13 protein-coding genes are annotated in these 15,564 nt (G+C 36.5%); 1 reads left to right on the top strand and 12 read right to left on the bottom strand.

What is annotated here, in order from left to right:
- Positions 1–30: 30 nt before the first annotated feature.
- Together betA and betB are read right to left on the bottom strand one after the other, a co-directional pair.
- Entirely contained in the window at positions 31–1,740 is a 1,710-nt protein-coding gene (gene betA / locus KA878_RS07095; RefSeq protein ID WP_142237135.1) for a choline dehydrogenase, read from the bottom strand.
- A 139-nt stretch (positions 1,741–1,879) separates the two neighbouring features.
- Positions 1,880–3,370: a betaine-aldehyde dehydrogenase gene (gene betB / locus KA878_RS07090; protein ID WP_193838895.1), complete on the bottom strand. Its 1,491-nt coding sequence runs from the start codon at positions 3,368–3,370 to the stop codon at positions 1,880–1,882.
- 262 nt (positions 3,371–3,632) lie between these two features.
- Here betB and cudC point away from each other — a divergent pair, with 262 nt between their 5' ends.
- Positions 3,633–4,187 (top strand): choline uptake/conversion transcriptional regulator CudC, encoded by a 555-nt coding sequence (cudC, locus tag KA878_RS07085; protein ID WP_070855231.1) that lies wholly within the window; start codon positions 3,633–3,635, stop codon positions 4,185–4,187.
- 49 nt (positions 4,188–4,236) lie between these two features.
- Here cudC and KA878_RS07080 read toward each other — a convergent pair whose 3' ends face one another.
- The 10 genes from KA878_RS07080 to cobA form a co-directional block, all read right to left on the bottom strand.
- Complete coding sequence (locus KA878_RS07080) at positions 4,237–5,859, bottom strand: BCCT family transporter (RefSeq protein ID WP_193838894.1); 1,623 nt, start codon at positions 5,857–5,859, stop codon at positions 4,237–4,239.
- A gap of 364 nt (positions 5,860–6,223) precedes the next feature.
- Positions 6,224–7,516, bottom strand: a complete 1,293-nt coding sequence (locus tag KA878_RS07075; RefSeq protein ID WP_193838893.1) for an anaerobic C4-dicarboxylate transporter family protein — start codon at positions 7,514–7,516, stop codon at positions 6,224–6,226.
- Positions 7,517–7,741: 225 nt separating this feature from the next.
- Entirely contained in the window at positions 7,742–7,996 is a 255-nt protein-coding gene (locus KA878_RS07070) for a hypothetical protein (protein ID WP_053028920.1), read from the bottom strand.
- Between the two features lie 179 nt (positions 7,997–8,175).
- On the bottom strand, positions 8,176–8,949 hold the full coding sequence (locus tag KA878_RS07065) for a CHAP domain-containing protein (RefSeq protein ID WP_053028921.1): 774 nt from the start codon (positions 8,947–8,949) through the stop codon (positions 8,176–8,178).
- Between the two features lie 755 nt (positions 8,950–9,704).
- On the bottom strand, positions 9,705–11,075 hold the full coding sequence (locus KA878_RS07060) for a CitMHS family transporter (protein WP_193838892.1): 1,371 nt from the start codon (positions 11,073–11,075) through the stop codon (positions 9,705–9,707).
- Positions 11,076–11,388: 313 nt separating this feature from the next.
- Positions 11,389–11,988 (bottom strand): adenylyl-sulfate kinase, encoded by a 600-nt coding sequence (cysC, locus tag KA878_RS07055; protein WP_193838891.1) that lies wholly within the window; start codon positions 11,986–11,988, stop codon positions 11,389–11,391.
- 15 nt (positions 11,989–12,003) lie between these two features.
- Positions 12,004–13,182: a sulfate adenylyltransferase gene (gene sat, locus KA878_RS07050; protein ID WP_107629191.1), complete on the bottom strand. Its 1,179-nt coding sequence runs from the start codon at positions 13,180–13,182 to the stop codon at positions 12,004–12,006.
- Positions 13,183–13,227: 45 nt separating this feature from the next.
- Complete coding sequence (locus KA878_RS07045) at positions 13,228–14,103, bottom strand: sulfite exporter TauE/SafE family protein (protein ID WP_075109307.1); 876 nt, start codon at positions 14,101–14,103, stop codon at positions 13,228–13,230.
- 20 nt (positions 14,104–14,123) lie between these two features.
- Positions 14,124–14,735 (bottom strand): NAD(P)-binding protein, encoded by a 612-nt coding sequence (locus KA878_RS07040; protein WP_193838890.1) that lies wholly within the window; start codon positions 14,733–14,735, stop codon positions 14,124–14,126.
- A gap of 50 nt (positions 14,736–14,785) precedes the next feature.
- Complete coding sequence (gene cobA, locus KA878_RS07035; protein WP_193838889.1) at positions 14,786–15,550, bottom strand: uroporphyrinogen-III C-methyltransferase; 765 nt, start codon at positions 15,548–15,550, stop codon at positions 14,786–14,788.
- Between the last annotated feature and the right edge of the window lie 14 nt (positions 15,551–15,564).

Genomic DNA, 15,564 nt, shown 5'->3' with positions numbered 1-15,564 from the left:
TTTTTTTAGTATTAATTTACTGTTTTACAATTAATGTTGATAATATGGATCAAATTCCATTGCACCAGCGTTCTCATCACTCACACCATGTTTGTAATAATCAACATATTGTGGTTCTAATGGTTTTCTACCACGGATGATATCTGCTGCTTTTTCAGCAAGCATTAATACAGGTGCATGAATATTACCATTTGTTGTACGAGGCATTGCTGATGCATCAACAACACGTAAATTTTCCATACCATGAACTTTCATAGTTAATGGGTCTACAACTGACATTGGATCTGATGCAGGTCCCATTTTAGCACTACATGATGGATGCAATGCTGTTTCACCATCTTTACGTACCCAATCTAAGATTTCTTCATCTGTTTGTACGGATGGTCCTGGTGAAATTTCACCGCCATTGAATGGATCCATTGCTTTTTGCGCTAAGATATTTCTAGCTACTCGAATTGCTTCAACCCACTCTTGTTCGTCTTCTTTTGTTGAAAGGTAATTAAAGACAATACTTGGTTTTTCAAATGGGTCTTTTGATTTAATTTTTAAGCTACCACGTGAGTTTGAATACATTGGTCCTACGTGCACTTGATAACCATGTGCTACAGGTGCTTTTTGTCCATCATATCTTACAGCAATCGGTAAGAAGTGGAACATTAAGTTTGGATAAGCAACTTGGTTGTTAGATCTTACGAAAGCACCACCTTCAAAGTGGTTTGATGCTGCAGCACCTTTACGTGCAAATATCCATTGTAAACCAATCCATGGCATACGTTTAACATCTAAGCTTGGTTGTAATGATACTGGTTCTTTACATTCATGTTGAATATATACTTCTAAGTGGTCTTCGAAGTTTTCTCCGACACCTGGTAAATGCATACGTGGTTCGATTCCTTTAGATTTCAAGAATTCTGCGTCACCAATACCTGATAATTGTAATAATTGAGGTGTGTTGAACGCACCACCAGATAATATAACTTCACCTGCATCAACCGTATGGTATCTACCATTACGTTTAAATGTTACACCTGTTGCTTTGTTACCATCGAAATGGATTTTAGTGACAAATGCACGTGTTTTAACAGTTAAATTTTTACGTTTCATTGCTGGGTGTAAGTAGGCTCTTGATGCTGATACACGACGTCCGTTATGCACTTGGCTATCGAAAGGTCCAAATCCTTCTTGTCTATAACCGTTAACGTCTTTTGTTTTGTGGTATCCTGCTTCTACCCCTGCATCAAAGAATGATTTAAATAATGGATTAGTTGCTGGACCACGTTTCAATTTAATTGGACCGTGATGACCTCTAAATTGGTCAAATGGTGTAGCACCGTATGTTTTCTCTAGACGTTTAAAGTATGGTAAGCAATGTGCATAGTCCCATGATTCCATACCTTCTGGTTCAGCCCAACCTTCATAGTCCATTGGGTTACCTCTTTGGTAAATCATACCGTTTATTGAACTAGAGCCACCAAGAACTTTACCACGTGCATGGTCTACTTTACGTCCCATATGTGGTTCTTCTTCTGTTTGATAAATCCAATCGTAGAAACGATTACCTGATGGGAACATTAACGCTGCTGGCATTTGAATGAATAAATCCCAAGGATAGTCACTACGTCCTGCCTCTAATACTAATACATCTTTATCTTTATCTTCTGTTAAACGATTACCTAATACTGAACCGGCACTACCGCCACCAATAATGACGTAATCATATGATTTCTTTTTACTCATTATAAATTCGTCCTCCCTTAAATTGATTATGATGTCTTTATATTTCATGCTTTTAAGTTCGATACGTACAACTTTATAACTCAAATAAATAGAGTCGTATAGTTGATTTATATTACGACTCTATCGCTCTTGCATGGATTTGTTATTTGCTAAAGAAGTTAACTGGCTCAGGATTTGTATTCGTTAAAATGTGTTTACTAGTTAAATATTCTTCTAATCCTTCTTTACCTAGTTCACGTCCAATACCTGATTGTTTGTAACCACCCCATGGTGCTTGTGCGAAGTATGGATGGAAATCATTGATCCAAACTGTACCAAGTTTTAATTTATTGGCTACACGTTGTGCTTTACCGATATCTTTAGTGAAGACTGCACCTGCTAAACCATAAATAGAGTCATTAGCTAATTTAATTGCTTCTTCTTCACTATCAAAGCCTTCAACAGTCACAACTGGACCAAATACTTCTTCTTGAACGATACGCATTGACGTATCACAATCAGTGATTACTGTTGGTTCAAAGAACAAGCCAGCTTGTAAATCTTCTCGTTCTGGGCGTTTACCGCCAATTGCGATTGTAGCGCCGTCTTCTTTTGCAATTTCCATGTAGTTTTCAATCTTACTGCGGTGTTCTGTAGAAATTACAGGTCCCATTTCAGTATCATCATCAAAACCATTACCAAGTTTGATTTTACCTACACGATCAATTAACGCCTTCTCAAAGTCGTCTTTAATATTGTTGTGTACTAAAATACGTGACCCTGCTGAACATACTTGACCTGCGTGGAAGTAACCACCATTCAAGGCTTGATCCACTGCAACTTCAAAGTCAGCATCATCAAAAATAATATTAGGATTCTTACCACCAAGTTCTAATGCAATGTTAGTAACATGATTAGCAGCATTCTTCATGATATGTTTACCTGTTTCAATGCCGCCTGTGAATGAAACTAAATCTACTTCTTCATGACCTGATAGTGTATCTCCGATTTCTTCACCACTACTTAATACTAAGTTGATAACACCTTTAGGGAAGCCAACTTCTTCCATCAATTCGAATACACGAATTGTAGTTAACGGTGTGATTTCACTTGGCTTCATAACAAGTGAGCATCCTGTTGCTAATGCTGGCGCAATCTTCCATGAAGCTTGAAGTAATGGATAATTCCAAGGTGTGATTTGTGTTACGACACCAACAGGTTCCTTAACGACCTTACTTTCAGTATTTGGAATTGGTGAATTGATGATTTCGCCACCATCTTTATCTGCTAATCCAGCGAAATAAGTAAATACATTGGCGATGTCATCCATATCTGCATATGATTCTCCTAATGTTTTACCAGTATCTAATGTTTCTAATTTAGCTAATTCATCACGATGCTCTGTAATTTTATCTGCAATCGCTCTTACTTTTTTACCTCTGACTTCACTTGTTTCTAATGACCACTCGGCATCTTCAAATGCGCGACGTGCTGCAAGTATTGCTCTTTCTGCATCTTCAGTAGTACCTTCTGCAACCGTAAAGATAACTTCTTGGTTATAAGGATTAATAATATCTCTTGTATTTTTATTTGAACTTTCTACCCATTCACCATCGATATACTGACGGTTAGACAATTTCTCTACAAGTTCCATCAAACGACCTCCGTTAAGTTTGTTAAATTTTTATTTAACGAATTTTACAGAACTAGATTATCATACTTTTCATAGCCTTGCAAACGATATAAAACGACACAACTTTTGAGATAGACTTGAAAATACAGTGTCAAAAGTGCTAATAATAAATATGCGATTTTGAAACTTTTCACCAAACACTTTATAATGATTTAGAATTGAAAAATGAACGTCTTCGTTTATTTCTCTTTAAAAAACTAATAAGTAACAATGGAGGTGCACCATGGCACGTTCAACGAATTATGACCAAAAAATTGAAGAAGCAAAAGATCTTGTTATCAATTCAATCGGTGAAACAATGGATTTGTATGGTACAAACCGTAGCGTCGGTAATCTATATGGCACAATGGTCTTTGAAGGCAGTATGACGCTTGATGAGATGCGTGAACATTTGCAAATGAGCAAGCCGAGCATGAGTGCTGGTGTCAAGAAACTACAAGAATTTGATATTGTGAAACAGCAATTCACTCGTGGCAGCAGAAAGCAACACTTCATTGCAGAGAAGAACTTCTTCCATTTTTTCCGAAACTTCTTTACACAAAAATGGGAACGTGAAGTTGACACGAACTTAGAAGCCGTTGAAAAAGCGCAATTATTGTTAGATGAAACATTAAAAAACGCTGACTTAGACGAAGCATCTAAAGCAGAAGTTGATAAAATCCAAGCACAATTGGATCATACAAAGCAATATTGTAAATGGCTTGAAAACTTAAGTAACGCGATTGAAAGTGGCCAAATCTTCGAACATTACCCAATTCCAGAAAAAGAAGATATTTAAAAAAGCTAGAAGATTTTCGAAAGTCGAAAATCTTCTAGCTTTTTATTATTTATAAGTTATCATCATGTGGTTCTTCTTTAACTTGAACAATACGTAATGAACGTCGTTCAATTTCTTTATGCTTATCTGCCCTTGTTTCCAGTTTAATCCGGTCTCTATTGAGCGTAATAATAAATGAAATCATCATAAAGATAAATATCACAATTAATGGCACACTCGCTAAGATAGATGCAGTTTTTAATACCTCAAGTGCACGTTCTCCCCCAACTAACATCAGTGAGAAAGGTAATAAACATAACGCAAATGCCCAAAATAGACGATTGGCTTTTAATGGTTCGCCAACAACTTTTTTCTGTGATGCAGCAGCTAAAATATATGAACCTGAATCAAATGTTGTTGCTAAGAATAAGAAGGCAGAAATCAAGAATAATACAACAATCAATGTTGAGAATGGCAATTGATGCATTACTTGAATAATCGTCGCTTCAGTACCATGCGTATTTAAAAAGTTAATCACATTAAATTCGCCTGTAATCTGTAAGTACACTGCATAGTTACCAAAGATACCAAAGAACAATAGGCAACCTAATGTACCATAAATAATTGTACCTAAAATAACTTCTTTAAGACGTCGTCCTTTTGAAATACGCGCTATAAACAGACCGATAAATGGTGCATATACTAACCACCATGACCAATAGAATATCGTCCAATCTTGTGGGAAGTTAGTTTCTTTGCGTCCTTCAATTCCACCGAAAGGTTCCATCCAAGTAGCCATATGGAAGAAGTCTCTTAGCATATTACCAAAACTTGTAATTGTCGTTTCCATTATGAAAATGGTAGGACCCACGACAAACACAAATCCTAGTAATAAGAATGATAACCATACGTTAACATCGCTTAATTTTTGAATTCCCTTTTTCAGACCAGAATAAGAACTTACTGCAAACACAACTGTGATTGTCAATAAGATAATTGAACGTACAACCATATTTTCGCCATCGATACCTGTCAATTTCTCAATACCTGCAGAAATCATAGGAACACCGAGGGCAAGTGATGTTGCAGCCCCGCCAAGTAGTCCGAAAATGAATAATATATCTACTAATTTACCTAAAAATTTATCTGTTTGTCCTTTAAGAACTGGACGACATGCTTGACTAATTTTGTAAATAGGTTGTTTCTTAACGAATACTAAATAACCAATAGGTAGTGCTGGTAAGACATAAATCGCCCATGCGATTGGTCCCCAATGGAACATACCATATTGCGTGGCATATGTAAGTGCTTCATCTGACATCGCTTTTGCACCATTTGGTGGTACTTGATAATAGAACGCCCACTCAATGACACCCCAATATAATATGTCTGATCCAATACCTGCACAGAATAACATAGACGCCCAACTGAAGTTATTAAATTCAGGTCTATCCGTTGCTTTTCCAAGCGTCACATTGCCGTAGCGTCCGAACGCAATATATAATACAAAGAATAAAATGGCTAATCCCATAAATAAATACACTGATCCAATTGAATTGGATATCGCACTGTTGATATCAGTAATTACTTTTTCACTGGCTTCCGGAAAAATCATCATCGGTGTAACAGCCACAAGTAATACGACTACCGTCCCTATAAAAGTCGGCCAATCCATAATTTTTTCTCGTTTCAATTATGTTCCTCCTCAAAATAGTTGTTTCGATAAAAATTAAAAACCACTTTCTTGTCACGGTTTATTCACATATTGACGATATCTAAAATTAAATAAAAATGCAAATTACATTCAAATTATACTTTTCAGTTTATTGAATAAATATATATTTCAGACATATTTTAAAGCTTTAGAAATTGCTATAACAACAGTGTTAAATTTAAACTTAACGTATTTAACAAATTTTATTTTGTATTATTTTTGCATAATCATACCCTCATAATGAATTTATATTTATTTAGCATTTTTTTAAATTTCTCATTTTACTCCTAAAAAAGACTACAAATCATCGAGCATGTCGCCCTAAAATTTGTAGTCTCTATATCTAAAATCCTAATATCGATTTTATTAAGAATCCAACTATAATTGATACGCCAATCGCAAAGAAGCCTGGAATAATGAAACTTGTCGCTCGTGTACGTCCAGTCTCATCTAAATTAACCGCAAATAATAACGTTGGTTGTGCCGGAATAACGAAGTTGACGTTAAGCGTTTGTACCATTGCAATAAAGTACATTGGTGGAACGCCCATACTCATAACAATTGGCACCATAATCGATGCGGTTGCAGTTTGAGAGATGACGATCATCGCCACTACAGCAACTAAGACAATGACTAACCAAGGTATAGATTGGATGGTTTGTCCGATATCGTCTTGAATGATTTTTAAGTTTTGAGGTGCGTTAAATACAGTTGCACCTAACCAGCCAGGTCCGAGTACTGCAAAGAGTGCACCAATAGCGGATTGTGCAATATGGGAAGACAAGATATCACTCGTATTAATCTTCATCATTAATAGATTAATAGCAACACTCAAATACATAAAGAACTGTACAATTTCTGTCATTGTTACGTTAACTTGTTCGCCATCGACGTTAAAGGCTGGCATTAAATTTGGAAAGATACCAAATGTTAATATTGCTGCCACACACAGTAAGAAGCTAACTACACCTAATTTAGTTTTAGTTGAAAATGATTGTTTAACAGATACTTCAGGTGTATGCGCCATTTCACTCGGCGTAACTGATGTCTTTCGACCGACAAACGTACAAAAGACACTTAACATTAGCATTGTAATAATCGCTGTAGGTAATACAATACTTAAATATTGTCCCATCGATATATGATAACCTGCCATTACCGAAATAATGTAGGCTGTTGCTGATGCTGCTGGACTACATAATAAAGCTAAATTAGCAGTCAATACAGAAGCAGTAAGCGGTCGCTTAGGTTGTATATTAGCCTTAACCGCAGTTTTGGCAATAATAGGTTCTAAGGATAACGCAATATTTGCTGTACCTACGCCAAACACAAATAAAAAGACAATCATTGGCGCTATAAAAATTATTGATCTTGGAAAGCGTTCGATCACTTTGGAAGCGAGAAAGACTAAATAGTCAATGCCTCCTGTAGCTTGCAAGGTACCACCAGCGATACCAATGGATAAAATAATTAATACTGCAGTAACAGGCGCTGAACCTGGGGGCAATTGAAAGCCAAAGATCATTATGAGTTGTGCCACAATGGCGAAGATACCACACCCTAATGCACCAGCCGCACGAAGCCCTAATAATATAGCTAGTATCATTATGATGATTTCTACTACAAACAGTAGCATGATGAAAGCTCCTAACTTTTCTGAAAATTATTGTGATTTTTTTAACATAAATAGTTTATCACTTGAAGATGTCAAAAGTATAGAATTGTAGATAATTTAAAATATTAAATGTAAATAAAATGTGAACTTACATTCTGACATACCCATTCCAATTAAATATTATCCCACTCTAAAAAACCTTGAAAGTATGCTTCTTCTAGCATCTTTCAAGGTCGATATTATCCATTATTTTGGATGGTCATCTTTGAGTGTTCCTTTTTTAATTGGGGCCGCTTCGTAATCACCCTCGATTTCTTTATCTTCAGTATGACCTTTAGCCATTTCTACATTTTTCTCAGTTTCTTTACGCTTTTCTTTTTTTGAACGCTTATCATACGCACGTTCTTCTAGTAATGATCCCCAAATAAGGCCACATATCACCGCAATCGTTACGATGATAATTAATGCTAATATAATCCATTTTATTACATCAAACGTCATCTTTAGTCACCCTCCTTTACGATTTACATATACAATCTAATATTAATTCCACTTATTATTATGTTTCCCGTTATACCTCCGCTTCAATCACACGATGCGCTATCTTGACATGCCTTTTTCCAAAAAGAAAAAAACCACGACGCCGTTAGATTAGGCATCGTGGTTAAAATGATTTCAAATTATGAAATGTAGTTATATGAACCAGCTTGGCTAGCTGAGATTGTACGTGATGATACTACACCAGGTCCACCGTTATAGTTCATTTCTGAAACTTTAACTGAACCGTCAGCATTAACACTTTCAACATATGCAACGTGACCGTATGCACCTTGAGATGTTTGCATTACTGCACCTGCTTTAGGTGTGTTGTTAACTGTATAGCCATCTGCAGCAGCTGCAGTTGCCCAGTTATTTGCGTTACCCCAAGTGCTACCAATTTTACCGCCTACTTTGTCATATACATAATACGTACATTGACCAGCAGTGTATAAGTTTGCACCGCCACTTGATTTACCTGATAATGCTGCACTACTTGAGCTTGTTGATTGAGTAGTTGGTGCGTTTTGAGTTGTTACTTTAACGTTGCGATCTGAAGTTGAATAGTTAGCACCTAAACCGCCACCAGCATTATTGTTTGCTGTGTAAGATTGTGTATTTTGGCTAGATTGATTGTTATTGTAGTTGTAATTGTAGTTATTGTATGATTGTGTATTGTTTACTGCTTGGTTGCCAGTGTATTGTTGACCACTTTGTTGCGCTTGAGCTGGGCTCCAGTTACCTTGCCATTGATAATGATAATTACCTTGTTGGTCAATTGTGTATGTGTAACTGTATGAATATGGGTCATTAGGGTTATATCCATTATTATTTTCCGCTGCGTCTGCATCCTGATGTGCTAATCCAAATGTTGCAATACCTGCTGTTGCGATTGTAGCTGTAGCGATCTTTTTCATAATTAAATATCCTCCTAGAATGTTTAAAGCTTTTTATCTCGTGGCTACCTGCAATTGACATATTAGAAATTTTAAATCATTCAATTCAAAATGTTTTTAAGTAATTTTTTCTTCGTTAATTAACGACAAGACATACTCTAACAGACACACAAGGGTTTGTGTGGAATGTTAAGGCTTTGTAAATGAATCATAATAATTTTACTTCGTATGTAATAAACATAGACTTATATTACAACTTGTAAAACGCGCCTATACCAAGACTTATAGCACGTTAATCAACAGTGTATTCACACGCTTTGTAATTTATCTGATTATTTTAGACATGTTTTATTTCATGAAAAGTGGGAAGTATAAAGCGTTTTCTCATAATAGCGGGAAGCCATTTTAGAGTGGATGATATGTAATCATAAGCATTAGAACAGGGAGTGGGACAGAATTCTTTTAAATTCGTCGTCCCACCCTTGCAAAGGTGACTAGAACTGAGAAAAGATTGATTTAAGCGCCTTCTCAGTTCAGTCAACTACTGCTAATTTGCTAAATAGCATTATTATATTATTTATGTCCCAGACTCACTGTAAAAGAGAGCCATACCGCGATATATTTTTAAAATTTGTAATGCTTCCAAATACTAACGTTTATAACAATCCCCTTATAAGATGTTCATTAGTCAACTTACAAGGGGATGCGTATTTTAATTATCCATTTTCAAAATTTCTATTTATATCTCAACAATACCATTTTGCACATACCTAGCATTAAATGGTAACTGTACCGATTAAAACTGCTATAGCCAATAACACAATCGCAAAGCCCCAAATCCAGAAGAAGGCATATTTGATGTATGTGCCCATATTGGCTTCAGCCAAACCAATCGCTAACCACAGGGCTGGAGAGAATGGACTTACAAACGTTCCGACAATATTACCAATAACCATTGAATACGCAGTCGAAACTGGATTAATACCAAATTGACTTGCTGTTTGTTCTACTATAGGAAGTAATGCAAAATAATAAGCGTCTGTACTTGTAAGTAAATCAAGTGGCACACCAAAGAAACCAACAATAATATGTAAGTAAGGTCCTACAGCATCAGGAATAATCTTAATGAAACTTAATGCAATGGCTTTTAACATCCCTGTTTCTTCCAAAACACCTAAAAACATACCAGCTGCAATGATTACTGCAGCCATCATCAATGCATTTGGTGCATGCGCCTTTAACCGATTCATTTGTTCATCGACATTAGGGAAGTTAATCACTAACGCAAGTGCAACGCCAATCATAAATGCAAATTCAGGTGGCGCAATATTAGCTAACATCATGACAAGAACGATAACCGTTAAAAGCACGTTGGCCCAAATAACCCAACCATGTTTCAATGCTCGACCTCTTACCGGAAACTTAATGTCTTGATCACGTTCATAGTTTTTTACTAAACGATGAATGTCTATGTCTAATGTAGGTTGTAAGTCACCTTTTTCAATTGCTTTTTTAATTCGCTTCTTTTCTCTAAATCCTAAGTATGTTGCAAAGATAAGAACTAACACGAAACCAATTAATTGTACCGGAATGATGCCGTACCATAATTCGTTGACACTTTTCACTTTGAGTACAGAAGCAACACGCGCCATTGGACCACCCCAAGGCACCATATTCATAATTGCAGCACTAATTGCAAGCAATAGAATTAATAAGTATTTATTCATATTTAACGCTTTATATAATGGTAATAATGCAGGTATTGATAATAAGAACGTCACAGCACCTGCACCATCTAATTGTGCAAACATACCAATCAACGCTGTTACAATGCAGACAATAACGACATTACCACGTGTCATAAGTATCAGTCTTTTAACAATAGGCTTAAAGAGCCCACTGTCTGTCATAATACCAAAGAATATAATTGCGAAAATAAACATGATGACGACGCTCATTACAGATTCTAAACCACTATTAAAGAATTTAACCAAATCTTTAACACCGTAGCCTAATAGTAAAGCGCCAATACTAGGAATTAATATCATACCAACAACTGGACTAATCTTTTTAGCGATTAACAGTCCAACTATTGAGCCAATAATCAATATTCCCATTATTGTTAACCACACACTATCCCCTTGCATGTGAAATCCCCCTTATTTTTATAATACGTTTCCCACTTTAAAGAAAACGTTTTCATAATTTTACCAAAAATCAGTCTTTTATTTAAAGAGATAGGTCAAAAAACGGGAGTGGAACAGAATTTTTTAAATTCGTCGTCCACTCCCAGTTTGATTTGCTTGTATCATGTCTTTGTGAAATTCTCTTTGCTAAGGCTCGCCCACAAGGATGACTAGAACTGAGAAAGGCATGATTTAAGCGTATTCTCAGTTCAGTCAACTACTGCAAATTTCCAAAATATCATCATTATATTCCAGACTCATACGCTTGCTTTCATTAAATATATTGCTTTTCTTTCAAGTATTCAATAATCGTATTAACTGATGCGTCTACACTTTGATGTTCAGTATCAATTGTAATTTCTGGTTGATGTGGTGCTTCATATGGTGCACTAATACCTGTAAATTCTTTGATTTCGCCAGCGCGCGCCTTTTTATAAAGGCCTTTAGGGTCACGTTGCTCACATGCTTCAACGCTGCACGCTGTATATACTTCAATGAATTCGCCATCCTCTAAAATCGCACGAACGTCATCACGGTCGGCTCTATACGGCGAGATAAAAGCTGTAATAGCAATTGTACCTGCATCTACAAGCAATTTACTCACTTCACCGATACGTCGAATATTTTCCTTTCGATCTTCTGGACTAAAGCCTAAATTGTTATTTAAACCGTGACGGACGTTATCTCCGTCTAAGCGATAGGAATGCTTCCCTAATTGGAACAATGCTTTTTCAAGTGCAACGGATACGGTTGATTTCCCAGAGCCTGATAATCCTGTAAACCATATCACTACACTTTTATGACCATTTTGTTGTTGTCTATCTGACTTGGTAACTTCAGAATCGTGCCATGTAATATTCGTTGATTGACTCATGTTAACCCCTCCGAATTAATTTTGTTTTAAACCTTTAATTAAGACTTCCGCTACTTCAGGTCTAGAGAATTTAGTAGGTAATGATTCACCGTTTCTTAATTTTTCTCTTACTTTCGTACCACTTAAGTGAACATGTTCTGATGCGTCGTGTGGGCAAGTTTTAGCTGTAGCCATGTTGCCGCATTTTTCACAATAAAAGGCATGCTCAAATTTCAATATTTGAATATCTAATTCATCTTCAAACTGAGAAATTAATTCTTGCGCTTCATATGTGCCGTAATAATCGCCTACACCTGCATGGTCACGCCCTACAATGAAGTGTGTGCAACCATAGTTCTTACGTACGGTCGCATGTAGAATCGCTTCACGTGGTCCAGCGTAACGCATTGCTGCTGGATAAATGACTAAACGCGCTCTATCTTGAGGGAAATAGTTCTTTAAGATAGCTTGATAACTTTCCATACGAACATCTGCTGGAATATCGTCTGCTTTCGTTTCTCCCACTAATGGGTTAAGTAACAGACCATCTACAATTTCTAATGCAGATTTTTGGATATATTCATGTGCACGATGAACAGGATTTCTTGTTTGGAAACCTACGACAGTCTTCCATCCTAAATCATGGAATAATTGACGCGTTTCTGCTGGATCTAAATGGAAATCAGAGAATTCATCATGTTTAGGTCGATTGATTAATTGAATTGGACCTGCTAGATACACATTGCCTTTGTCATACACTTTTTTAACACCTGGATGGGCGTCATCTGTTGTACCGTAGACATTTTGCGCTTCTTTAGTCTTATCATACGTATATTTTTCTTCTAATTTCAATGTGCCATATAATTCGCCATCTTCGCCATATAAAGCGATGTCATCGCCAATAGCTAATTTATCCGCTTCTTCTTCAGTAACAGGTAATGTAATCGGAATACTCCACACTAATCCATTTTCAAGATGTGTCGTTTCAACTACTTTAGTATAATCCGCTTCGCCCATAAATCCTGTTAATGGACTAAAACCACCAATGCCGATTAATTCTAAGTCAGAAATTGACCAAGGATTCAACGTAATCACTTTATAAGATTGTGCTGCTTCAAGAAGATGAGCTCTTTCTTCGCCTTCTACTACACGGTTAATTAACTCGCCACCATGTGGTTTAATCGTATAATTAATAATCTGTTCATGTGTTGCCATTATTGATAACCCCTTTTCCAATTAATTAGATTAGTTTACTCGGTTTTATTTATAAGAAAAAGACAATTTTTTGTTGCGAATGACAGTGATAATAACAAGTATCACAATCGCACAAATAATTGCGAATCTTACAACATTTGTAATTGTGTCATCATGTACAAAATACGTCATTAATGCGTTGCTATTGGTGAAGATGATTAATCCACCCACACAAATGGCTAAAATATTAATAGGTAATATCTTAGTTAAGTAAGCTGAAATAGGTGCTGCCACCATGCCACCAACACTTAATGCAACCACAAACCACCAATTAATTTGTGTAATACCTAAGAAGATGATGAAACTTAATGACGTTGATAATGTTACAAAAAACTCACTCGCGGATACTGTACCAATCGCATACCGTGGTTGTATCTTGTGACTCGCTAATAACAAAGGTGTATTAACAGGTCCCCAACCGCCGCCACCAATTGCATCTAAGAATCCAGCGATGGCACCTTGAGGTACTAGCTTAAAGCTACTTAACTTACCAACATGCGTATGGATTTCTTTGTTTCTTTTAAATAAAAATTGATACAAAATATATAACCCCATTGAAAGTAAGAACAATGCGATATATGGTTTAATATAATTTCCATGTATTTGAGTCAGTAGACCCGCACCAATAAAGCCACTGATGGCACCTGGAATTGCTAACTTTAACATCGTTGGCTTATGCACATTCTCAAATTTCCAATGTGATGTTCCAGATGCAGCAGTCGTCGCTATTTCTGAAAAGTGCACCGTCGCCGATACAATTGCTGGTGCAATACCATAAGTTAATAATATGGAAGATGATGAGGCACCGAATCCCATTCCTAGTGATCCATCAACAAGTTGGGCTAAAAAACCAGCTAATGCAAATATAAATAATTTCCTCATATATCACATGCCCCCTGACATTAAACTTGTGATTGAAGCCATCGCATGAATTCAATTTGTTTCTCCTCATCCAAATAGTCCTCAGACAATACATGTTGTAATAATGCTTGCTTTCTAGATGGCTCTATCGTTGACGCTTTAATACGTTGTCTACTTTCATATAAAAAATCGATATAGTTTTCATATCGTTCATCATAAGTATCTTGCAATGTCGATATAATTTGTCGTCCTAATTTAGGACTTGCACCATCAGTCGATACACTAATGGTTAACTTGCCACGTTTCAGCACACTAGGAAACGTCACATCACCAGCAGAAGCATCAGCCGCATGATTTAATAGCGTACCCTCTGGCAAACTATCTTTAACGTATTGATTTACTTCTGGTTGATCTGTCGCAATAATGACTAGATATGCATGACGTATATCTTGTGGTTCAAAACCTTTTTCAGACCACGTGACACGTTGTTGTTGCAGTAATGTATGTAATTCTGTGGTGATTGAAGGACTAACAATATGAACATGGGCACCGTATTCTACTAAAGATGTTGCTCGTCTCGTTGCTACTTTCCCACCACCAACAATGACAATCTTTTTATCTTGTAAATCAATCATAAGTGGCATACTGCTCATATTGCTTCCTCCTTGAACATTAATGATGTTTCATTTTTTATTTATTAAAATTAAGGTAATGTCATTTCTAAATCTGAAGTTTGTTCTTTAAACCAGCTGATTTTGTGTCGCATTTGGACAACATCTCCAATAATAATCATAGCTGGATTTTGAATTTCTGAAGCGCGTTCTACGATGTTCCCTAATGTACCAGCGATGGTCTTTTGAGACGATGTCGTACCTAAATGTACGAGCGCCACAGGTGTGTCTATGGATTTACCATGATTTATGAGTAATTGACAAATTTCAGGTAAGCGTTTGACGCCCATATACACACACAGTGTTTCTGGGCCATGTGCTAAATGTGCCCAATAATCATCTTTAGACATACCTGGTTTATTCACCGCCGTTACAAATGCTACTGACGAACTATAATCTCTATGCGTGACAGGAATACCTGCATAAGCCGGTGCAGCAATACCGGATGTAATACCTGGCACGATTTCAAATGGAATTTGATGATGTGCCAAGATTTCCGCTTCTTCACCACCACGCCCAAAGACGAATGGGTCACCACCTTTTAAACGAGTGATAACATGACCTTTTTTCGCTAAATTGACTAACATACGATTGGTTTCTTCCTGTGGCAAGGAATGTTTATTTGGATCTTTACCACAATAGAAGAACTTCGTCCCAGGTTTAGCTAATTCTAAAATATCTTTATTAACTAAGCGATCATATAAAATGACATCTGACGTTTGAATGGCTTTCATACCTTTAATCGTTAGTAACTCAGGATCGCCAGGTCCTGCACCTACTAAATAAACTTTCCCCATGTTGTCACCCCGTT

The organism is Staphylococcus sp. GDY8P57P (assembly GCF_017892585.1).
Classification (GTDB): domain Bacteria; phylum Bacillota; class Bacilli; order Staphylococcales; family Staphylococcaceae; genus Staphylococcus; species Staphylococcus borealis.
The sequence above is the reverse complement of the archived record's forward strand: the minus strand, read 5'-3'. Positions and strand labels throughout refer to the sequence as shown.

Excerpts from the sequence above, each read along its gene's own strand:
- KA878_RS07070 (WP_053028920.1), bottom strand. The coding sequence starts at position 7,996 with ATGACGTTTGATGTAATAAAATGGATTATATTAGCATTAATTATCATC.
- KA878_RS07040 (WP_193838890.1), bottom strand. The coding sequence starts at position 14,735 with ATGAGCAGTATGCCACTTATGATTGATTTACAAGATAAAAAGATTGTC.
- sat (WP_107629191.1), bottom strand. The coding sequence starts at position 13,182 with ATGGCAACACATGAACAGATTATTAATTATACGATTAAACCACATGGT.
- KA878_RS07065 (WP_053028921.1), bottom strand. The coding sequence starts at position 8,949 with ATGAAAAAGATCGCTACAGCTACAATCGCAACAGCAGGTATTGCAACA.
- cobA (WP_193838889.1), bottom strand. The coding sequence starts at position 15,550 with ATGGGGAAAGTTTATTTAGTAGGTGCAGGACCTGGCGATCCTGAGTTA.
- KA878_RS07045 (WP_075109307.1), bottom strand. The coding sequence starts at position 14,103 with ATGAGGAAATTATTTATATTTGCATTAGCTGGTTTTTTAGCCCAACTT.
- KA878_RS07075 (WP_193838893.1), bottom strand. The coding sequence starts at position 7,516 with ATGCTACTGTTTGTAGTAGAAATCATCATAATGATACTAGCTATATTA.
- cudC (WP_070855231.1), top strand. The coding sequence starts at position 3,633 with ATGGCACGTTCAACGAATTATGACCAAAAAATTGAAGAAGCAAAAGAT.
- betB (WP_193838895.1), bottom strand. The coding sequence starts at position 3,370 with ATGGAACTTGTAGAGAAATTGTCTAACCGTCAGTATATCGATGGTGAA.
- KA878_RS07060 (WP_193838892.1), bottom strand. The coding sequence starts at position 11,075 with ATGCAAGGGGATAGTGTGTGGTTAACAATAATGGGAATATTGATTATT.
- cysC (WP_193838891.1), bottom strand. The coding sequence starts at position 11,988 with ATGAGTCAATCAACGAATATTACATGGCACGATTCTGAAGTTACCAAG.